The 20534-nt window shown below is 68.2% G+C and carries 16 protein-coding genes and 4 pseudogenes; 12 read left to right on the top strand and 8 right to left on the bottom strand.

From position 1 onward, the window contains the following. Positions 1 to 12: 12 nt before the first annotated feature. From metX to ACPEE0_RS13080, 3 genes and pseudogenes are all read left to right on the top strand, one after another. A pseudogene (gene metX, locus ACPEE0_RS13090) lies at positions 13 to 1127 on the top strand (homoserine O-acetyltransferase MetX). A 213-nt stretch (positions 1128 to 1340) separates the two neighbouring features. Further along, positions 1341 to 2723, top strand: coding sequence for an MFS transporter (locus ACPEE0_RS13085; protein WP_424574607.1), 1383 nt, complete (start codon positions 1341 to 1343; stop codon positions 2721 to 2723). Between the two features lie 100 nt (positions 2724 to 2823). Further along, positions 2824 to 3942 carry an alcohol dehydrogenase catalytic domain-containing protein gene (locus ACPEE0_RS13080; protein ID WP_424574606.1) on the top strand — a complete coding sequence of 373 codons (1119 nt, stop codon included), beginning with the start codon at positions 2824 to 2826 and terminating at the stop codon, positions 3940 to 3942. A 23-nt stretch (positions 3943 to 3965) separates the two neighbouring features. On the opposite strand, the gene ACPEE0_RS13075 is transcribed toward ACPEE0_RS13080, so the two are convergent. Both ACPEE0_RS13075 and ACPEE0_RS13070 read right to left on the bottom strand, forming a co-directional pair. Next, positions 3966 to 4289, bottom strand: coding sequence for a LysR substrate-binding domain-containing protein (locus ACPEE0_RS13075; protein WP_424574605.1), 324 nt, complete (start codon positions 4287 to 4289; stop codon positions 3966 to 3968). 83 nt (positions 4290 to 4372) lie between these two features. After that, positions 4373 to 4900: pseudogene (locus ACPEE0_RS13070) on the bottom strand (LysR family transcriptional regulator); the annotation flags it as partial. A 104-nt stretch (positions 4901 to 5004) separates the two neighbouring features. On the opposite strand from ACPEE0_RS13070, the gene mmsB reads away from it, so the two are divergent. Together mmsB and ACPEE0_RS13060 are read left to right on the top strand one after the other, a co-directional pair. Next, positions 5005 to 5907, top strand: coding sequence for a 3-hydroxyisobutyrate dehydrogenase (gene mmsB / locus ACPEE0_RS13065; RefSeq protein ID WP_424574604.1), 903 nt, complete (start codon positions 5005 to 5007; stop codon positions 5905 to 5907). A 34-nt stretch (positions 5908 to 5941) separates the two neighbouring features. Then, a complete protein-coding gene (locus ACPEE0_RS13060) occupies positions 5942 to 7426 on the top strand; it encodes a CoA-acylating methylmalonate-semialdehyde dehydrogenase (RefSeq protein ID WP_424574603.1) in 1485 nt (494 codons plus the stop codon). A 3-nt stretch (positions 7427 to 7429) separates the two neighbouring features. Here ACPEE0_RS13060 and ACPEE0_RS13055 read toward each other — a convergent pair whose 3' ends face one another. From ACPEE0_RS13055 to ACPEE0_RS13045, 3 genes and pseudogenes are all read right to left on the bottom strand, one after another. Next, positions 7430 to 7663 carry a hypothetical protein gene (locus tag ACPEE0_RS13055; protein ID WP_424574602.1) on the bottom strand — a complete coding sequence of 78 codons (234 nt, stop codon included), beginning with the start codon at positions 7661 to 7663 and terminating at the stop codon, positions 7430 to 7432. A 294-nt stretch (positions 7664 to 7957) separates the two neighbouring features. Further along, positions 7958 to 9136, bottom strand: coding sequence for a winged helix DNA-binding domain-containing protein (locus ACPEE0_RS13050; RefSeq protein WP_424574601.1), 1179 nt, complete (start codon positions 9134 to 9136; stop codon positions 7958 to 7960). A 46-nt stretch (positions 9137 to 9182) separates the two neighbouring features. Beyond that, positions 9183 to 10056: pseudogene (locus tag ACPEE0_RS13045) on the bottom strand (SGNH/GDSL hydrolase family protein). Between the two features lie 78 nt (positions 10057 to 10134). On the opposite strand from ACPEE0_RS13045, the gene ACPEE0_RS13040 reads away from it, so the two are divergent. Beyond that, on the top strand, positions 10135 to 10785 hold the full coding sequence (locus ACPEE0_RS13040) for an alpha/beta hydrolase (protein WP_424574600.1): 651 nt from the start codon (positions 10135 to 10137) through the stop codon (positions 10783 to 10785). A 58-nt stretch (positions 10786 to 10843) separates the two neighbouring features. On the opposite strand, the gene ACPEE0_RS13035 is transcribed toward ACPEE0_RS13040, so the two are convergent. Then, positions 10844 to 11074, bottom strand: a complete 231-nt coding sequence (locus ACPEE0_RS13035) for an RNA-binding S4 domain-containing protein (protein WP_424574599.1) — start codon at positions 11072 to 11074, stop codon at positions 10844 to 10846. Positions 11075 to 11106: 32 nt separating this feature from the next. Between ACPEE0_RS13035 and ACPEE0_RS13030 the strand changes: the two genes are divergently transcribed. From ACPEE0_RS13030 to ACPEE0_RS13020, 3 genes and pseudogenes are all read left to right on the top strand, one after another. After that, complete coding sequence (locus ACPEE0_RS13030) at positions 11107 to 12102, top strand: DMT family transporter (protein WP_424574598.1); 996 nt, start codon at positions 11107 to 11109, stop codon at positions 12100 to 12102. A 130-nt stretch (positions 12103 to 12232) separates the two neighbouring features. Then, a pseudogene (locus tag ACPEE0_RS13025) lies at positions 12233 to 13616 on the top strand (glycine--tRNA ligase). 2 nt (positions 13617 to 13618) lie between these two features. Beyond that, positions 13619 to 14653 carry a GNAT family N-acetyltransferase gene (locus ACPEE0_RS13020; RefSeq protein WP_424574597.1) on the top strand — a complete coding sequence of 345 codons (1035 nt, stop codon included), beginning with the start codon at positions 13619 to 13621 and terminating at the stop codon, positions 14651 to 14653. Between the two features lie 66 nt (positions 14654 to 14719). Here the strand turns inward: ACPEE0_RS13020 and ACPEE0_RS13015 are convergent, their stop codons facing one another. Together ACPEE0_RS13015 and ACPEE0_RS13010 are read right to left on the bottom strand one after the other, a co-directional pair. Beyond that, positions 14720 to 15547 (bottom strand): lysophospholipid acyltransferase family protein, encoded by an 828-nt coding sequence (locus ACPEE0_RS13015; RefSeq protein ID WP_407709317.1) that lies wholly within the window; start codon positions 15545 to 15547, stop codon positions 14720 to 14722. A gap of 57 nt (positions 15548 to 15604) precedes the next feature. Then, entirely contained in the window at positions 15605 to 16384 is a 780-nt protein-coding gene (locus ACPEE0_RS13010) for an alpha/beta hydrolase (RefSeq protein ID WP_407709318.1), read from the bottom strand. Positions 16385 to 16438: 54 nt separating this feature from the next. On the opposite strand from ACPEE0_RS13010, the gene ACPEE0_RS13005 reads away from it, so the two are divergent. The 3 genes from ACPEE0_RS13005 (at position 16439) to ACPEE0_RS12995 (ending at position 20509) form a co-directional block, all read left to right on the top strand. After that, positions 16439 to 17956 (top strand): YibE/F family protein, encoded by a 1518-nt coding sequence (locus ACPEE0_RS13005; protein ID WP_424574596.1) that lies wholly within the window; start codon positions 16439 to 16441, stop codon positions 17954 to 17956. 65 nt (positions 17957 to 18021) lie between these two features. Beyond that, positions 18022 to 19203 carry a tRNA dihydrouridine synthase DusB gene (gene dusB, locus ACPEE0_RS13000; protein ID WP_407709320.1) on the top strand — a complete coding sequence of 394 codons (1182 nt, stop codon included), beginning with the start codon at positions 18022 to 18024 and terminating at the stop codon, positions 19201 to 19203. Positions 19204 to 19210: 7 nt separating this feature from the next. Then, on the top strand, positions 19211 to 20509 hold the full coding sequence (locus tag ACPEE0_RS12995) for a deoxyguanosinetriphosphate triphosphohydrolase (RefSeq protein ID WP_407710512.1): 1299 nt from the start codon (positions 19211 to 19213) through the stop codon (positions 20507 to 20509). Positions 20510 to 20534: the final 25 nt, after the last annotated feature.

The following is a 20534-nucleotide window of genomic DNA, read 5'->3' as shown; positions in this document are numbered from 1 at the left end:
AGAGGTCTTGCCATGACGGTTACCGTCACCCGTACCACCGTTCCCGAGCACGGAATTGTCCGTTACGCCTCCATCGGGGGCCTGGAACTGGAAGCCGGCGGCTACCTGCCGGACGTCACGCTCGCCTACGAAACGTGGGGCACGCTCAACGCGGACGGCAGCAACGCCATCCTGATCGAGCACGCCCTGACCGGCAGCACCCACGTCACCCGCGGCGACAGCGACGAACCCGGCTGGTGGGAACAGCTCGCCGGGCCCGGCGCCCCCGTGGACACTGACCGGTTCTTCGTGGTGTCCATCAACATCGTGGGCGGCTGCTACGGGTCCACCGGGCCGTCGTCGCCCGCCCCGGACGGGACGCCGTGGGGTTCCCGCTTCCCCTGGTGACGCTGCGGGACAGCACAGTGGCAGAGGCCCGGCTGGCAGACCAGCTCGGAATCGGCAGCTGGTACGCGGTCCTCGGCGGCTCCATGGGCGGTGCCCGCGCCCTGGAATGGGCCGTCACCTACCCGGAGCGGGTAAAGCGCTGCGCCGTGATTTCGGTCGGCGCCGCCAGCACGGCTGAGCAGATCGCGTTTGCCCAGGCCCAGACCCTCGCCATCCGCCAGGACCCCAACTTCAACGGCGGCGACTACTACGGCGGCCCGTTCCCCGAGGACGGCCTGGCCCTTGCGCGGCGCATTGCCCACATCACCTACCGCTCCGCCGCCGAACTGGAGGGCAGGTTCGGCCGGGAGCCGCAGGCCCCCGAATCGCCGCTGCAGGCTGACTGCTTGTCGGCCCGCGGCCGCTACCAGGTGGAGAGCTACCTGGACCACCAGGGCAACAAGCTGGTCCAGCGCTTCGACGCCAACAGCTACATCGCCATCACCGAGGCGCTGATGAGCCACGACGTCTGCAGGGGGCGCGGAACGCTGGCCGAGACGCTGGCCCGCTCCGAGGCCCGGTTCTTCATCGCGGCCGTCGACTCGGACCGGCTCTACTTCCCGTCCCAGTCGCAGGAACTGGCACGGGCATTGCCGGGGGACGTGGACGTACACCTGATCCAGGCGCCGATCGGCCACGACGGCTTCCTGACGGAAATCGGTCAGCTCGGGAACCAGCTCCGCCAGCACCTCCTGCCCTGAACCACTGCGCAGCCCGGACGCTTTCACGCCTTGGCACGCGGTGTGCCGCCGCGCCAAGTGTGCATTTTTGCAGATGCTTTCTGCAGTATTCGGCGTTGAGCTCCCGGCTGTACCAAGCAATACTCGTGTGAACCTGCGGTTTTGTTATGCAAATCACAAAGCCGCCATCCGGTCCCATTGTGGTGTCGACGGAGACGCCAAAGGAGTTCATTCATGAGTACGGAACACTCCGCCGCAGGGCGGCTCGAGGAAACCGACGTCAAGGCCTCAGGGCTGAAGAAAGTCGTCACGGCCTCCATGGCCGGCACGGTGGTGGAATGGTATGAGTTCTTCCTCTACGCATCTGCCGCCACACTGGTGTTCGGCAAAACATTCTTCCCCAATTCGGGCACGGAACTGGACGGCATTATTGCCGCGTTCGTCACCTACGCCGTGGGCTTCGTTGCCCGGCCTATCGGCGGAATTGTCTTTGGCCACTTTGGGGACAAGTTCGGCCGCAAGCAGCTCCTCCAGTTGAGCATCATCATGGTGGGCGTTGCCACGTTCCTCATGGGCTGCCTGCCCACCTTCGCCCAGATCGGCTACTGGGCACCGGCGCTGCTGGTGTTCCTGCGGTTCGTGCAGGGCTTCGCAGTCGGCGGTGAATGGGGCGGCGCCGTGCTGCTGGTGGCAGAGCACAGCCCCAGCCACTCGCGCGGCTTCTGGGCCAGCTGGCCGCAGTCCGCCGTTCCCATGGGCAACCTGCTGGCCACGGGCGTCCTGTTCACCCTGTCCTCGACCCTGTCCCAGGAAGCTTTCCTCGGCTGGGGCTGGCGCGTGGCGTTCTGGCTGTCCGCCGTCATCGTCATCATCGGCTACTACATCCGCACCAAGGTCCAGGACGCTCCGATCTTCATCGAAGCCCGGAAGGAAGTCACTGCGGAAAAGAAGGGCTACGGCGTTGCCGAAGTCTTCCGCCGCTACCCCCGCGGCGTCTTCACCGCCATGGGCCTCCGGTTCGCCGAAAATATCCTCTACTACCTGGTGGTCACGTTCTCCATCACGTACCTGAAGGTGGTCGTCCAGACGGACACCTCGCGGATCCTGCTCCTGCTGCTGGTGGCGCACTTCATCCACTTCTGCGCCGTCCCGCTGGTCGGCAAGCTCTCCGACGCCTTCGGGCGGCGGCCCGTCTACATGGCGGGTGCCATCCTCGGCGGAACCTGGGGCTTCTTCGCCTTCCCCATGATGGACACAGCCAACGACATGGTCATCCTGGCCGCCATCACCATCGGACTGCTCTTCCACGCGCTGATGTACGCCGGCCAGCCGTCCATCATGGCCGAGATGTTCCCCACCCGCATGCGCTACTCCGGGGTGTCCCTGGGCTACCAGGTGACTTCGATCGTTGCCGGCTCGCTGGCTCCGATCATCGCCACCGCCCTGCTGGGCAACTTCAAGTCGTCCCTTCCGGTAGCCCTCTACCTCCTTGGCGCCTGCGTCGTAACGGCGGTGTCCGTGCTCTTCCTCAAGGAGACCAGGGGCATTTCACTGCACGACGTCGATGCCGCGGACGCCAAGGGCACCGCAGACCTCCTGGCCGCCAGCAAGAAGTAGGACGCAGCCAGGCACTACAGGCAAGGCAGCTGCCCGGGCCCGGATTCCGGGTCCGGGCAGCCGCATGACCACCACCCCATAACCAGAGCAAGGAACCTTCATGCGAGCCGCTGTCCTTTACAACACCGTTCCTGCGGGAACCAGTTACTCCGAGGCACGCCCCCTGATGGTGGAGGAGCTGGAACGGCCCGAGCCCCGGGCGGGCGAGCTGGGAATCTCCATCACCTATTCGAGCCTGTGCCACTCCGACCTCTCCGTCGTGGACGGTTCACGCGTCCGGCCCCTGCCGATGGCGCTCGGGCATGAGGCGGTGGGCAGGGTGGTCTCGGTGGGCGACGGCGTCACGGACGTCTCCCCGGGCGACCACGTCGTGCTGGTCTTTGTTCCCAGCTGTGGTGACTGCCGTGCGTGCCGGGCAGGCCGGCCCGCCCTGTGCCACCGCGCCGCCGACGTCAACGGGTCCGGCGACCTGCTGCACGGTGAGGCTCTGCTGCGGACCCGGTCAGGGGAACGCATCAACCACCACCTTGGCGTTTCGGCCTTTGCAGACTATGCGGTGGTGGCGCGCGAATCGGTAGTGGTGGTCGACGACGACATTCCGGACACGGTTGCCGCGATGTTCGGCTGCGCGGTGCTGACGGGCATGGGAGCGGTCTTCAACACGGCACAGGTCGACGGCGGGGAGTCCGTTGCCGTTTTTGGGCTCGGCGCCGTCGGCCTTTCGGCCGTCATGGCCGCCCGCATTGCCGGCGCTGCCTCGATCATCGCCATCGATCCGAACCCCGGCAAGCATCAGCTGGCCCTCGACTGCGGTGCCAGCGCTGCCGGTACTCCGGAGGAAGCAGCCGGGCTGATTGCAGAGGCCGCCGGGGACGGGGTGGACGTTGCCGTGGAGGCAGTGGGCTCTGCCCGTGTCATCGCCTCCTGCCTGGAACTGGTGACCAGGGGCGGCGCCGTGGTTTCGGTGGGACTGCCGCATCCGTCGGCGGAACTGGTGGTTCCGGCCCTGCAGTTCGCCGGTGCGGGCAAGCGGCTGCTCGGCTCGTACATGGGCGATGCCGTCCCGGACCGGGACATCCCGCGCTACCTGGGCTACTGGCGGGACGGCCGGCTGCCGGTCGAACTGCTGCACTCGGACACGCGCCCGCTCGCCGAGATCAACGAAGGCCTGGACGCCCTGGCAGCAGGAAAGGTAGTCCGCAGGCTCTTCCGTCCCTGAAATGCTCCCGGCCGCGGCAGCACTCAGGCGGCCAGCAGGTCCTGCCGCGCCGCCACCTCTTCCTTGAGCGCGGCAATGACCGCCTGGACGCGCGCGGACCGCAGCGACTCTGGCCGCGCCACTGCCCAAATGGGAAGCTGGCGCTCGAAATCGTGCGGAAGGACGGGGACGAACCCGGAGTCGCGCGCCACCATGAAATTGGGGAGCAGCCCGATGCCGGCGCCCCTGCGTACCGCCTCCACCTGGGCGAAGATGCTCGTGGCCTGGAAGCTGGATTTCGGCGCGGGCAACTGCGAGGACCGGTGGCCGAGCTCTGCCACCTGCAAGGCGGATTCGACGTAGGACACGAAGCCGTGCTGCCCACGCCGTCGGGCGTTTCCGGCAGTCCGTGCCGGGCCGCATAGGCGGGGCTGGCGTAAAGCCTGAGGTAGTAGTTGGTGAGGAAGATCGTCTGCGCGTTGCTGACGTCGGTTCCGCCCACCACCACTTCCAGGTCCACCCCGGACCGGTTGCGGCTGACCTTGCGGGTTGCGCTGAGCATCTCGATATTCAGCAGGGGATGGCGCTGCTGGAGGCGTACCAGTGCCGGGGCCACAAATTCGGCACCAAAACCGTCCGACGTGCTGATCCGGACCATGCCGGACAGCGCATCCCGCTCCTGGCCGATGGTGCCGGCAAGTGAACCCAGTGTCTCCTCGATGGCCTCGGCGGCGGCCACTGCCGAGGCTCCCAGTTCGGTCAGTTCCCAGCCGTGCGGGCTCCGTTCCAGCGTCCTGCCGCCCAGTTGCCGGTCCAGGGCAAGGATGCGGCGCGAAATGGTGGTGTGCGTGGTTCCCAGGCTTTCGGCGACGGCGTTGAACCGTCCCAGCCGTGCCACGGTCAGGAGAATCAGCAGGTCGTCTGGGCTGGGAAGCCGGGCCACTGGTGAAACCTTCCGTCGATGTGCATCAATGCACATACCGTCTGTGATTTTTCCCCTTGATTGCACTCTAGCAGCATGTGACCGTAGTCACTGGACGTTCCGGCCATGGCGGTCGGCCACTGAGCAAAGGAGCCTGGGCGATGGCAGTAATCGGATGGATTGGACTCGGGAACATGGGCGGGTCCATGTCGGTGAACCTGGTAAAGGCCGGACATGAGGTGCGCGGCTTCGACCTCAACCAGGCAGCCCTTGCCGCCGCTGAAGCCGGCGGGGTCAAGCCTGCCGGCAGCATTGCCGAGGCAGTGGAGGGGGCCGACGCCGTCTTCACCATGCTCCCCAAGGGCGAGCACGCCAAGGCCGTCTACCTCGGCGCGGACGGCGTCCTTGCCCACGCAGACACCCGCACCCTGCTGGTGGATTCCTCCACCATCGACATCGCCTCGGCGCAGGAACTGCACGACGCCGCTGCTGCCGCCGGCTTCCGGTTCGTCGACGCGCCGGTCTCGGGCGGCATGAGCGGGGCGAAAGCCGGGACGCTGACATTCATGGTGGGCGGCGAGGACGGTGCGGTGGCGGACGCCACGGCCTACATCCGGCCGATGGCAGCCAACATCATCCCCACCGGAGGCGCCACGACAGGCCAGGCAGCCAAGATCTGCAACAACCTCATGCTGTTCATCAACCTGGCCTCGACGGCCGAGGGGGCGGTGCTGGCGGACCGGCTCGGCCTCGACAAGCAGGTCTTCTGGGACATTGCCTCTGTTTCATCCGGGGACAGCTGGGCCCTGCGCACCTGGTACCCGGTCCCGGGCGTGGTGGACACCGCCGCCTCGAACAACGGGTTCGCGCCCACGTTCACGACGGAACTGGCCAACAAGGACATTGGCCTGGCCATCAGTGCCGCCGAGGACACCGGCACCCCGCTGGAGATCGGCAGGCACGTGCAGCAGCTCTTCCAGCGCCTCGTCGATGCGGGGGAGGCCGGCAAGGACTGCTCCATGATCATCAAGCTGGTGGACGGCTCGCTCCGCACCGCTGACTGACACCCGCACGACGACCATTTCGAAAGAGGCATCCATGCAGACCATTCCCCACATCATCAACGGCCAGCGGATCACCGACGCAGAGCGCTTTGGCCCCGTCTTCAACCCCGCCACCGGCGAGCAGGAAAAGCAGGTGGTGCTCGCGTCCGGCGCCCGGGTGGAGGAAGCCATTGCGGCAGCAAAGGCGGCACTTCCGGGCTGGCGGGCCACCAGCCTGGCCCGGCGCAGCGGGATCTTCTTCAAGGTCCGCGAAATCCTGACCACGCGCAAGCCGGAGCTGGCCGCGATCCTTACCAGCGAACACGGCAAGGTGCTGTCCGACGCCGAAGGCGAGATTTCCCGCGGCCTGGAGAACATCGAGTTCGCCACCGGGCTGTCCCACATGCTCAAGGGCGAGCACTCCGAGCAGGTCTCGGGCGGGGTGGACGTGCACTCCGTCCGCCAGCCCGTCGGAGTGGTGGCGTGCATCACGCCGTTCAACTTCCCCGCGATGGTTCCCCTGTGGATGATCGGCAGCGCGCTCGCCTGCGGCAACACGGTCCTGCTCAAACCGAGCGAGAAGGATCCCTCATCAGCTGTGTTCATTGCGGAGGTCTTCGCGGAGGCAGGCCTGCCTCCCGGGGTGCTGAACGTGGTCCAGGGCGACAAGGAAGCGGTGGACGTCTTGCTGGAGCACCGTGACGTGAAGGCCGTCAGCTTCGTAGGTTCCACCCCCATTGCCCAGTCCATCTACAAGCGCGCTGCGGATCATGGCAAGCGTGTCCAGGCGCTCGGCGGCGCAAAGAACCACATGGTGGTCCTGCCCGACGCCGACCTGGACATGGCCGCCGACGCTGCGGTGTCCGCCGCGTATGGCTCGGCAGGCGAGCGGTGCATGGCGGTCAGCGTCCTGGTGGCGGTGGGCAACATCGCCGACGACCTCGTGGCAGCCATCAAGAGCCGGATGGCGGACCTGAAGATCGGTCCCGGCACGGACCCGTCCTCACAGATGGGGCCGCTGATCACCGCAGAACACCGCGACCGTGTGGCCTCCTATGTGGCCGGAGCGGAAAGCGAAGGCGCCAGCGTGGTGGTGGACGGCCGGGAGCAGCAGTTTGACTCGGACGGCTTCTTCCTCGGCGTCAGCCTGATAGACCACGTCAAGCCGGGCATGAAGGTCTACGACGACGAGATCTTCGGCCCCGTCCTGTCCGTGGTCCGGGCGGAGAGCTACAGCGACGCCGTGCGGCTGGTCAATGAAAACGAGTTCGGCAACGGTACCGCCATCTTCACGCGCGACGGCGGTGCGGCGCGGCAGTTCGAGTTCGACGTTGAGGCGGGGATGGTGGGTGTCAACGTGCCCATCCCCGTGCCGGTGGGCACCTTCTCGTTCGGCGGCTGGAAGAACTCCCTGTTCGGCGACACCCACATGTACGGTCCGGACAGCATCCGGTTCTACACGCGCGGAAAGGTGGTGACCACCAGGTGGCCCGACCCGTCCACCTCGGTGGTCGATCTCGGATTCCCGCAGGTGGACTGACTCTTAGCCGTTCATGATCTCGCCGCGGCGGGCCATGTACTCCTCCATGGACAGTTCGCCGTTGCTGTACTGCTGGTCCAGTTCCGCGAGCTTGCGGGCCCGGAACCCCTGCGGTGCCGACGGCGGCGGGGGAGTGGCGGGCGCAGCCGGCTGTTCAGGGGCGGGCTGCTGCACCGGCGGCTGGCCGTACTGGTTGGGCAGTGGTTGCTGGTTGGGGAACGGCTGCGGGTTGTCCAAGGGCTGCGGGTTGTCCAGCGGCTGCGGCCGGTCCAGTTGGCGGAAGCCGCCCGCGAAGTAGTCCTGCTGGGTGTAGCCGTCACGGGGCTGCTTGCTCTGCGGACCGGCGGAGCCGGGAAACTGCCCGGAACCCGGGAACGGCCCTGCGCCGGGGAACTGTTCGGGTGCCGGCCGGGGAAGCTTTGGTCGTAGTTCCGGCGGGCCACCGATTTCCGGTACATCCGCATGGCCACCGGGATCAGGAGTGACAGGATGATGATCCAGAAAAACATGTTGCTCACGGTGCTGCGCCTCTCATGTGTGTCCTTCAAGCTTAGTCCCGGACGGTACCCGGACGGCCGGGAGTCCGGTGAAGGCGGCGTACCGGTCCACGGCTTCCTGGACTGCGGCGGCCAGCGGTGATCCAGTGGTGGCAGCGGCGGGATCATGCAGGCGGATATCCAGTTCGCAGCGGTCCGGAAGCAGCCGGTGCCGCCACGAGCCTGCCGTCCGGCCATCCAGCAGCACCACGTGGATGGGCTCGCCGGCGAAGGGAAAGGCAGGGGCGCCGCCGCCCATATAGTGCCGGGTGGCGAAGTAGCCCATGATGTATTCGTCGTAGCACTGGACCAGGTCGATCCGCTGTCCCGGATCCGGAGTCCCGCCGGCCTGACTCCCCGGATCCGCGCCGCCGGCCGCGAAATAATGCTCGACGCCGTCAATCATCGTTGCGGCCAGCGCATCGGGCCGTGCCTCCCTGGCCAGTCGCACCCCCTTCCGGACGTCCGTCACCGTCAGTCCCGACCAGCCGGCGCAGTCCTTGGCCGTGGCAGGGCCGCGGCTGGTGAAATAGCGGAAGGCGAGTTCAGCCAGGGCTTCCTCCCGGTCCGGTGCCGGCTGCGGACCGGCCGGAACCCGTTCGTCGATGAGGGCGTAGGTCTGTTTGAGCGCCCCGCCCGGGCTGCGGACAGGTGTCCCGCTGGTCAGGATGCCGCTGACCTCGGCCTGCATGATGATGTAGGCAAGCCGCAGTCCACTGGCCTCAAAGCCGGCTGCCCGCAGCTCTTCCGCGAGTTGCTCGCGGGTCAGGTGGTGGCCGCCGGCGACAGCGCCGGCCAGCACTTCGGCTGTACGGCCGGCCGTAGCGGCATCGATCCCGGTGCGCCGGTACGTTAAGGCATTGAGCCCGTGGAGCCGCGGGGCTGAGAGGGCCGTTAGCCAGCGCAGGTCCTCGCGGTGGACGAAGTGCCAGGTGGGCCGGAGGATGTGGGTGCGCAGGACCGTCCCGTCGGCCACGGCCTGCTCGATGTCTGCGGCCGTTACAGCGGCACGTCCGGTGGACGAGACGCGCTGCGCCAGGCTCCAGCGGGCATAGGGAAACTCCTGTGCCTGCACCGCCAGGAGCCTGCGGAGGGCCGTCCCGGGGGACCCTGCGCGCGGCTCGCGGAGCATTTGGGCCTGCAGCCTCAGCCGCACCACCTCATCAGGTTCCATGCCCACCGCCTTGGACTGGCCGCCGTCGGGATCGGTCTTCCCGGCCCTATGACCGAAGGGCCGCCCCGGTGTTTCCCGGCGGGCCCTCGCCGGAGCCCAGGGGGACGCCGGGGCCGAAGACGGGACCCGGCGTCGGACGCTTGGCGGTGATGCCGTCACCGGAGGACTGCTGCCGCAGCCGGCGCAGCACCCACGGGACGAAGTATTCGCGCGCCCACACCAGGTCCCCGGACCGCGCCTCCCGCCACGACCGGGGCGGAAGCGGCTTGGGCTGGAGCGGTTCCAGGCCGTGCTCCACGTTCAGGGCGTCCAGCACCATCGCCGCAATGGTGTGGTGGCCGAGTGGTGAGAAGTGCAGGCGGTCCTGGTCCCGACATCTGGGGGTCGCTGAGCTGCCGGAGGGACCACATGTCCGCAATGATGGCGTCGTGCCGGGCCGCGACGGTGCGCAGGTTCTCGTTGTAGATGGCCACCTTGCTCCGGATCCGGCCGAGCACCGAGGAACCCGTATCAGGGCCATTAAAGAGGACCACGGTGGCGCCGCCCATGGCCAGGATCTGGACCACGGAATCGAGCTTCTCCGCCAGGGCGTCGGGATCGCCGCCGGGCCGGATCAGGTCGTTGCCGCCGGCGGACAGGGTGACGAGGTCCGGCTTCAGCGCCAGGCACGGGGCCAGCTGCTGGTCCACGATCTGCTGCAGCAGCCTGCCGCGGACAGCCAGGTTGGCGTAGGCAAAGTCCGGCTGGCTGCGCCCCAGCTCCTCCGCCACCCGGTCGGCCCAGCCGCGGTAGCCGCCGGGACTGGAGGGTTCGGGGTCGCCGATGCCCTCGGTAAAGGAATCACCCATGGCCACATACCGGGTCCAGGGGTGGGATCCGGCGTGTGCGGGCGGAGTCTGGATGGCACTTGCGTCGGTCACGGTCCTATCCTGCCTTCCGGCCTGCTGGCTACGCGAACGTAGGTTGTTACCTTGGAGTAGCTGGTAAGAATGGAAACCATGACTGAAGCCGAAGTATTTCCTGCCCCTGTTGTCCTGTGGTCCCACCCCGAGGACCAGCGAGACGGAAAGCCGTTGCTGGTGCTGCTGCACGGCTACGGCGCCAATGAGCAGGACCTGCTGAGCCTCGCGGACCTGCTGCCGGGGGACTTCGCCGTCGCCTCCGTGCGCGCGCCCATCGCCATGGGCCCCGGCTTCACCTGGTTCCCGCTCACCGCGTCCATCGACTACTCCCTGGAGCGGGTCAAGGCGGCCTCGGCCTACGTCCTGGAATGGATCGACGCCATCCGGGTGGGGCACCCGTCGGTGACGCTTCTTGGCTTCTCGATGGGCATGGCCATGGCCACCACCCTCGTGCGGCAGCGGCCCACGGACTTCGCAGCCGTCGTCGGCCTGTCAGGCTTCGTGGTGGACGCCGACGGCGACCCCACCTTCCGGGACGATGAACTGGACGGCACCGTGCCCATGTTCTGGGGCCGCGACCAGCAGGACCCGGTTATCACCCCGGACAAGATCGACTTCACCATGGCGTGGGTCCGCAAGCACGTCAAGCTGACCAAGGTGCTGTACACCGGCATGTGGCACGGCATCAACCAGCAGGAAATCGGGCACGTCGGCGAGTTCCTCACCCACGAGGTCCTGAAGAAGTAAGGCGTACGACGGCGGACGGCGGCTTTTACGCCGCCACCTCTGCTGCCGTTCCGGCGCCTCAGGCCTCCGGTGCGACGACCCGTACAGTCTGGTTGTTCACCGTGACGGTGTCGCCGTTGCGCAGCTGGCGGCCGCGCCGGTCATCGATCTCGCCGTTGACTTTGACCAGCCCGTTCCTGATCAGCTCGGTGGCCTCCACGCCGTCCTCCACGAGGTTGGCAAGCTTCAGCAGCTGGCCCAGGCGGATCATGCTGTCGCGGATGGGGACGTCCTCAACGGGGTTGCTCATAGAGCAATAATGCCTGACGTAAGGTGGATTCAATGACCTCCACCTCCCGCCTGCCTGTCCTCGCAGGCCTTCCGCTGGCGGTAGGCGCCGGCCTTGCCATCCCGGTCCAGGGCCGGATCAACGGTGCACTCGGGGCGCGCCTTGATGACGGCATTGCCGCCGCCGTAGTGAGTTTCAGCACAGGCCTGCTGGTCATGATCCTCATCTCGCTCCTCCTGCCGCGCGGCCGCGCCGGACTGGCCCGGATCCTTCCCGCGGTCCGGTCCAGGGCGTTTCCCCGCATCTACGTCCTGGCCGGGGGCATCGGCGCGCTCTTTGTCTTCGCCCAGTCCTTCACGGTGGGCCTCCTGGGCGTGGCCCTGTTCACGGTGGCCACCGTCACCGGGCAGACGGTGAGCGGGCTCCTCGTGGACCGGCTGGGCCTCGGCCCGGCCGGAAAGAAGCCGGTCACCGGCATCCGGATCATCGGCTGCGTGCTGACCATCGCCTCCGTCGCCTGGGCTGTATCGCCCCGCTTCGCCGGCTCCGGTGCAACCGGCGACGGCGGCCCGGCCGGACTTCTCCTGCCCCTCCTGCTCCCCGTGGCGGCAGGGTTCCTGATGAGTTTCCAGCAGGCCATGAACGGGACCGCCACCATGCACTACGGAACACCCATCGCGGCCACGCTGGTCAACTTCGTGGCGGGCAGCCTGGTGCTCTGGGCGGCGCTCGGCGTCAAGCTGCTGGTGGCGGGCCCGGGCAATCCGCTGCCGGGGGAGTGGTGGTACTACCTGGGCGGGCCCATGGGCTGCGTCTTCATCGGGCTGGGCGCGCTGCTGGTCAGGAGCCTGGGCGTGCTGGTGACCGGGCTGGGCATGATCGCCGGCCAGCTGCTCGGGTCCCTCGCCCTCGACGTGGTGTTGCCGGCCCCCGGCACCGTGGTGGCGCCGGCCACAGTCCTGGGCACCGTGCTGACCCTGGGCGCCATCATCCTCGCCACCCTGCCATGGCCGCGGGGCGCGCTCCGCGGGCGGCGGCCGGTAGGCTAGGACACGCAGCTTTTTCGCATCCCTTCATCCGCCCCGCCCGGCCGCCGGACGTGCCATACCTCTGGTGCTGCCCGGGGCCTGACTAACGCGGACCGCACCCAGCGGCCCGGTAGAAATTGGAGTTACCCCCATGGCAGCAAAATCCGTTCTCGACCAGGTCATCTCCCTCTCCAAGCGGAGGGGCTTCGTGTTCCAGGCCGGTGAGATCTACGGAGGTTCGCGTTCTGCCTGGGACTACGGGCCCCTCGGCGCCGAGCTGAAGGAAAACATCAAGCGCCAGTGGTGGCAGTCAGTGGTCCGCGGCCGCGAGGACGTGGTGGGCCTGGACTCCTCCGTCATCCTGCCCCGCCAGGTATGGGAAGCGTCCGGCCACGTGGAGGTCTTCTCCGACCCGCTGGTGGAGTGCCTGTCCTGCCACAAGCGCTACCGTGCGGACCACCTCGAGGAAGAGTACGAGGAAAAGAAGGGCCGTCCTGCCGAAAACGGCCTCAAGGACATTGCCTGCGCCAACTGCGGCACCCGCGGCGAATGGACCGAGCCGCAGGAATTCTCCGGCCTGCTCAAGACCTTCCTGGGCCCCGTGGCCAGCGAGGAAGGCCTGCACTACCTCCGCCCGGAAACCGCCCAGGGCATCTTCGTGAACTTCAACAACGTGCTCACCACGTCCCGCAAGAAGCCGCCGTTCGGCATCGGCCAGATCGGCAAGTCCTTCCGCAACGAGATCACCCCGGCAACTTCATCTTCCGCACCCGCGAGTTCGAGCAGATGGAAATGGAGTTCTTCGTGGAGCCCGGCACGGACGAGGAATGGCACCAGTACTGGATGAAGGAGCGCATGGCCTGGTACACCGGCCTGGGCATCCGCGAGGAGAACCTCCGCTTCTTCGAGCACCCGCAGGAGAAGCTCAGCCACTACTCCAAGGGCACCACGGACATCGAGTACCGCTTCGGCTTCCAGGGCTCCGAGTGGGGCGAGCTGGAAGGCATTGCCAACCGCACCGACTTCGACCTCTCCACCCACGCCAAGGCGTCCGGCACGGACCTGAGCTACTTCAACCAGGCCACCAACGAGCGGTACACCCCGTACGTGATCGAGCCCGCCGCCGGGCTCACCCGGTCCTTCATGGCCTTCCTGATTGACGCCTACACCGAGGACGAGGCCCCCAATGCCAAGGGCGGCGTGGACGTCCGCACCGTCCTAAGCTTGACCCGCGCCTGGCCCCGGTCAAGGCCGCCGTGCTGCCGCTGAGCCGCAACGAGGACCTGTCCCCGAAGGCCAAGGACCTCGGCGCCCAGCTGCGGAAGAACTGGAACATCGACTTCGACGACGCCGGCGCCATCGGCCGCCGCTACCGCCGCCAGGACGAGATCGGCACCCCGTTCTGCATCACCGTCGACTTCGACACCCTCGAGGACCAGGCAGTGACCATCCGCGAACGGGACACCATGAGCCAGGAACGCGTCTCCCTGGACAAGGTGGAGGGCTACCTGGCCGCACGCCTGATCGGGGCCTAGCCATGGCCATCGAATACCGCGAATGGCGCGAAGGCGACGACCTGGCGCTCCTGGAGATCTGGGGTGGCCCGGAAACCGCTCAGGCCCGCCAGTTCCGCGGCGCCCTCGCGGTCTCCTCCAACGGGGGAACCGGCACCCCATGGCGCCGCTGCATCGTGGCCGAGGACGTTCTCGACGGCGTCGGCATCCCCGTGGCGGCCGGCGTCGTCTACGAAGCCTCGCTGCACCCCGAGCGGCTGTGGACCTACATCGAGGTGGCCCGGGACCACCGGCGCGCCGGCATCGGTGCCAGCCTGCTGGCCATGCTGCGGCGGGAAGCCGAACACGCGCCGTCGGGCGTGACGAAGCTGCGCGCCAAGGTGGAGCCCGGCACCCCCGGTGCGGCCTTCGCGGAGGCGGCCGGGCTGTCGCCCATCCAGCGGTCCCGGCTGGTCATCGTGGAGCCGGGTGCCCTCCGGCTTCCCGTCTTTCCGGAGAAGGACTACGGCGGACGGCCGGTCAGCGGCGAGAACGCCGGATCCGACGTGGTGATGGACCTGGCCACCGGATCCGTGGAGCTGACGGACGTTGTGGGCAGGTACTACACCTCCATCCACGGCTGGGATTCGCCCGGCGTGCTGTCCGTGGGGCAGGTTCAGAAGCTGTTCCTGGACGAGCTCACCGGCGCCCACGGCGCCATCGTGCTGCGGGCGCAGCCGGAGTCGGCCTTCGGTGCAGGAGTCGCGCCGGGAAAGAAGGGCCGGATCCGGGCCTTCGCCGTGAGCTATGCGGCACCGGCCACGCCGGAACCCGGGCAGGAGCCGGAGCCGGCACCAGCGGAGGCTCCCACCGACGTGTTTGTCGGCCATGAGCCGGCCCTTGATGCCGGTGACGCTGCCGAGGCGGTGCGCGACATCCTTGCGCTGATCGCATACCAGCACCCGGTCATGCTGGAACTGGACGACTCCATGACGGCCCTGCGCGCCGCCGTCGAACCCCTCCTGGAGAGTGGCAAGGCGCGCCTCGCGGCAGCCGAAACGCTCGTCGTCTCGGACTGACCCCGCCAGCGCGGCTGACCCCGCAGCCAAAGCTCGCGGCGCAGTTCCGCGCTGCCGAGGTGCGGGTCAGCCGGCGCTGCGGCGCCCACGACGGCGGCCGCGGGCTGCGTCGCCGGCGTCCAGCGCCTGCCGCTCGGCTTCCGACGGCGCACCGCCGCCCAGGTGCGAGGGCATCCACCAGGCACCCGGCTCCGGTGCCAGCGGAAAGTCCGCGATGCACCGGTCCACGCCGGCCTGGAGCAGGCGCCGGAGCAGCAGGGTTTCGCGCTCTGCGTCCACGTCCGGCGGAAACCGCAGCGGCGCACCCACGTGGACCCGGACCGGTGCCCGCCAGCCCCGCCGGAGCGAAAACCCGCGCCCCCGCGTCAGCAGCCGATGCGTTCCCCACACCGAGACCGGTATGACCGGGACGCCTGCTTCCGCCGCCATCCGGACTGCGCCGGTCCTGCATTCACGGACCACGAAGCTCCGGCTCACCCCTGCCTCCGGGAACACGGCAAGGTATTCGCCGGCCCGCAGCCTGGCCACCGCATTGTCGTAGGCGCCGGAGCGTTCCGCGTAGCCCACCACCACATGCCCGGATGCTGCAATGGCCGGCCCCGCAAGCCAGTGGTCCGCGGCGCCCTGGTGGATCAGGAACCGCAGCTGGCCGCGTTCGCGTTTCCACAGCAGGAGCTCCGCCGCGGCAAAGTCCAGGTAGCCGAAATGGGTGATGGCGAAGACGGCCCCGCCTCCCGGGACCACCGCGCGGGAAGCGCCGTGATGCGGTCCGGGGCCCGGCAGATGCTCCGTTCCGGAAGTGATGATCCTGACCTGCAGGGCCCACCGGAGGAACAGGCCGGTGCGCACCAGGAAGCGGTAAAACCGGTCGCTGGGTGGGGGACGCCAGGGCATGCGGGGTTCCTTTGGAGGGGTCAGGCAAACGTCAGGCTGCTGGTACCGGGACCGGGGTCACAGGGTGACCTGGACCGACGATTCCGGCAACAGTTCGCTGAAGGCGCGGGACGGCCGGACCTCCGCGCCGGTGCCCTCGCTGAAGGACTTGATGACGAAACCGGTGGCAAGGGTCTGCCAAAGGCGGACCTTCCGGAGCATGAAGTGCCCTGCTCCCTGCAGCGCCACGTACTGCATGCTGGCCGCTTCCGCAGAGGCCCGCCGCGCAAACGCCAGCGACTGGGAAGGGCTGGTCCAGCGGTCGTTGGTGCCGTGCACAATCAGGACCTTCCTGCCCGCCACGTTGACCACGGGAGTCTGCGGGCTGAGCCACGGCGCCAGGGCCACCACGGCCTCCACCTGCGGATGGTCCGCCGCGCAGACAGCCGTCAGCCCGCCCATTGAATGGCCCAGCAGGTAGACGGGCACCCCAGGATGCTGCTCCTCGATCTGCCGCAGGGCCCAGCGGGCGTCCTGCAGCGGAGCCATGTCCGGCCCGTTCCAGCCGCGGACGCTGTTCCGCAGCGACCATACGGCCAGGCCGTGTTTCCGTCCCGCCCGGTGCAGGTGCCTGGCGAACGGCACCATCCGCGCAGGACTCAGGTGCCGGGCCTCCACCGGCTCCCGGCTGTGGGACTTGCCGCCATGCAGCACCAGGGCAACGCCCCGGGTGGGCCCGGATGCTTCCAGGACGCCCAGCACGGCCTGGTGGACGGGCTCAGGACCGCTTCCGGCCGCCTGCCCACTGGTGTCATCGGTGCTTCGGTTGGCCACTCCTGGTACCTCCCACTGATCCATTTATCAACCCTACGGTGCCGGACGTAGAGTTCAACGTATGAGGTTTCACTGCTGATGGGCGCCGGACACTCCCACGCTTCCCAAGGTCATTCGGAGCCGACGCCGGAGGCGATGGCTGCCCGGCGGAAAGCCAACAGGATCCTGGCGGCGGTCTTGATTCCCATCACCCTGCTGACACTTGCGGGCATGGCGATGCTCTGGCCTTCGGGAAGCAAGGAAGGCATTTCCCTGGCCAACCCGTACTCCGCGGCCCCGGGCGTGACGTTCGATACCGGCACCATCCAAAGCGTGGTGACCGAGAACTGCATGCAGGGGGCGGCCCAACAGGGCCCAACACAGCAGGGCCCAACACAGCAAGGCCCAACACAGCAAGGCCAAACACAGCAGAATCCGGGGCAGCAGGGCTCAGACTGCACCTTCGCCTACACTGAGCCGGACAAGGGCGGAAGCCCGGTCAAGGTGGTCATCAACCCGGATGTCGCCAAGTCGCACGGGGTCAAGGCGGGGGACCAGATCCGCTACCTGAACCTGTCCAACGCGCAGGGCGCGGCGTCCTCGCAGGGCGCCCCGGCCTACATCTTCGTGGACTTCGTCCGCACCCTGCCCATTGTCCTGCTGGCACTGCTCTACGCGGTGGTGGTCATCGCCGTCGCACGCTGGCGGGGCCTGAGGGCCCTGATCGGGCTGGTTGGCGCTTACTTCGTCCTGGCCAGCTTCATGCTTCCCGGCCTGGTTGAAGGCAAGCCGCCGCTGCTGCTGGCGCTGGTGGGGTCCACGGTGATCATGATCGGGGTCCTGGACTTTGCCCACGGATTCTCGGCCCGGACGTCCACGGCGCTGCTGGGGACCATCTTCGGCCTTGGCATTACGGCACTGCTGGCGGCCTGGGCCACGGATGCCGCCAACCTGGCCGGGGTGGGCAACCACGATGCCACCACCCTGGTGAACACGTCGTCCAACATTTCCATCACCGGTGTGATCCTGTGCGGGCTCATCATCTCCGGCCTGGGCGTGCTCAACGACGTGACCATTACCCAGTCGTCCGCGGTGTGGGAGCTCTATGAACTCGCGCCGGCCAGCAGTGCACGCAAGCTGTTCACCTCCGCCATGCGGATCGGCCGCGACCACATCGCCTCCACGGTGTACACCATCGCGTTTGCCTACGCGGGCGCGGCGCTGCCCATCCTCATCATCGTGATGCTCTACGACCGGCCGCTGGGGGAGACACTCACCAGCGCCGAACTTTCCGAGGAAGTGATCCGCACCCTGGTGGGCTCCATCGGCCTTGTCCTGGCCATCCCGGTCACCACCCTGATCGCTGTCCTGGTGGTCAAGGCGACCGGCGTCCGGCCCGCGGCGCCCGCCGCCGGAATAACCGAAACCCCGGTGCCGGGACCGGGGACAGCCGACGGCGGCCGGCAACTGGCGGACGACGTCGACGACACTGGTTCGCTCGCGGCCGCGGCACTTGAAGGGCGGACCAGGCGCGCCGCTGACGGGATGGACGGCGCCGAAGGGGATAACGGGGCGCCAACGACGCGCCGCGGCCGGCGGGCGGCGGACAGGGGCTGACCGCTGCTGGCGGCGGTTGAAGGCGTCGGGGGAGCCGATTTGCCCGCCTTTGCAACAATGGAAAGGTGACTGTTGCAGCAACTCCTCCCGCCCCCAAGCTGGAACTCCCGCCCCTGAAGCTGGGTCCCATCACCGTGGACACGCCGGTGATCCTGGCGCCCATGGCCGGCATCACCAACTCCGCGTTCCGCAGGCTCTGCCGTGAGTACGGCGGCGGCATGTACGTCGCGGAGATGGTCACCTCCCGCGCACTGGTCGAACGGACCCCCGAATCCCTCCGGATCATCTCCCACGACGACGACGAGAAGGTCCGGTCAGTCCAGCTGTACGGTGTGGACCCCGTCACCGTGGGCGCCGCGGTGCGGATGCTGGTGGAAGAGGACCGTGCCGACCACATCGACCTGAACTTCGGCTGCCCCGTCCCGAAAGTCACCAGGCGCGGCGGGGGTTCGGCCCTGCCCTGGAAGATCGACCTCTTCACCTCGATCGTGCAGACCGCTGTCAAGGAAGCCGCCAAGGGCAACGTCCCGCTGACCATCAAGATGCGCAAGGGCATCGACGACGACCACCTCACCTACCTCGACGCCGGCCGGATCGCGCGCGATTCCGGCGTCGCCGCCGTCGCGCTCCATGGCCGCACCGCCGCCCAGTTCTATTCCGGCCAGGCGGACTGGTCCGCCATCGCCCGGCTCCGCGAAGCCCTGCCGGACATCCCCGTGCTCGGCAACGGGGACATCTGGTCCGCGGAGGACGCCGTCCGGATGGTCCGCGAAACCGGCGTGGACGGCGTGGTGGTGGGCCGCGGCTGCCAGGGCCGGCCGTGGCTGTTCGGTGACCTGCAGGCCGCGTTCGAGGGCAGCGACGAGCGCCACCGGCCCAACCTGCGCCAGGTGGCCGACGGCGTATACCGCCACGCACAGCTCATGATCGAAACCTTCGGCGGCGACGAGTACAAGGCCCTCCGGGAGATCCGCAAGCATATGGCCTGGTACTTCAAGGGGTACCCGGTGGGCGGGGACCTGCGCGCCAAGCTCGCCACGGTGCCGACGCTTGAGGTCCTGCGCTCGCTCCTGGACGAGCTTGACCCTGAGGTGCCCTATCCCGGCGTCGATTCCGAGGGCCCGCGCGGCCGCGCAGGATCACCGAAGAAGCCGGCGCTGCCCAAGGACTGGCTGGACTCGCGGGCGCTCAACGACGCACAGTCGCAGGACATCGCCGCCGCGGAGCTGGACGTTTCCGGTGGCTGAAACTCCCGTGGCCGAGAGTCCCCTGCCCGTGCCTGCCGCCGTGCCGGGCGCCGCCTACGACGCCGACGATTCCGCCCGCTGGGTGGAGGAACCGCCCAAGAGCACGTACCGCTCCGACTTCGAGCGCGACCGTGCCCGCGTCCTGCATTCCTCCGCCCTGCGCCGGCTGGGGGCCAAGACGCAGGTGGTGGCACCGGACACCGACGACTTTGTCCGGACCCGCCTGACGCACAGCCTGGAAGTGGCCCAGGTGGGCCGTGAACTGGGCCGCGCCCTGGGCTGCGATCCCGATGTGGTTGACACCGCATGCCTGAGCCACGACCTGGGCCATCCGCCGTTCGGGCACAACGGCGAGTCGGCTCTCAACGAGGTGGCGCATGCCATCGGCGGCTTCGAGGGCAATGCCCAGACCCTCCGGCTCCTGACCCGCCTCGAGCCCAAGGTGCTGACCGCGGATGGACAGCCGGCCGGACTGAACCTCACCCGCGCCAGCCTGGACGCGGCCGCCAAGTACCCGTGGTCCGCGCTGGAAGCCCCGGTCATCCACGGCCAGCGCACCAGCAAGTTCGGTGCCTACGAGGATGACCTTCCCATCTTCAACTGGATCCGCCAGGGCGCACCCGAGCGCCGCTCCTGCCTGGAAGCGCAGGTCATGGACCTCGCGGACGACATCTCCTATTCCGTCCACGACGTGGAGGACGCCATCGTGGCCGGGCACTTCCAGCTCCGCTGGATGGACAACCCGGACCACCGCGCCCGGGTGGTGGGCTACGCCAAGCAGTGGTACCTGCCCCACAACGACCCCGCGGCAATTGATGCCGCCCTGGCCCGGCTCGAGGCCACGGACGTGTGGGTCCGGGAGGCTGACGGCAGCCGCAAGTCCATGGCCGCCCTGAAGAACATGACCAGCCAGCTGATTGGCCGGTTCTGCCAGAGCGCGCTGGAAACCACCCGCGCCGTGTACGGACCGGGCAGGCTCACCCGCTACGGCGCCCAGCTCATGGTCCCGGACGAAACGGTCATGGAGATCGCCGTCATGAAGGGCCTGGCCACCACGTTCGTGATGACCACCGAGCACCGGCAGCCCATCTACGAGCGGCAGCGGGAGGTGCTGCACGCCCTCGTCACCGCGCTCAGCGCCACGGGGGACCGGCACCTGGAACCGATGTTCGCCGCCGACTGGCGGGACGCAGCCGACGACGGCGCCCGGCTCCGCGTGGTCATCGACCAGGTGGCGTCGCTGACGGACGGTTCGGCCCTGGCCATGTACGAGCGCCTGGTGGGGAGCCTGCCGTCCCTGTGGTGATGAACGCTGTGGTGATGAACGCTGT

Source organism: Arthrobacter sp. SD76, from assembly GCF_049726125.1.
In the GTDB taxonomy this organism is placed as follows: Bacteria; Actinomycetota; Actinomycetes; order Actinomycetales; family Micrococcaceae; genus Arthrobacter; species Arthrobacter nitrophenolicus.
The sequence above is the reverse complement of the archived record's forward strand: the minus strand, read 5'-3'. Positions and strand labels throughout refer to the sequence as shown.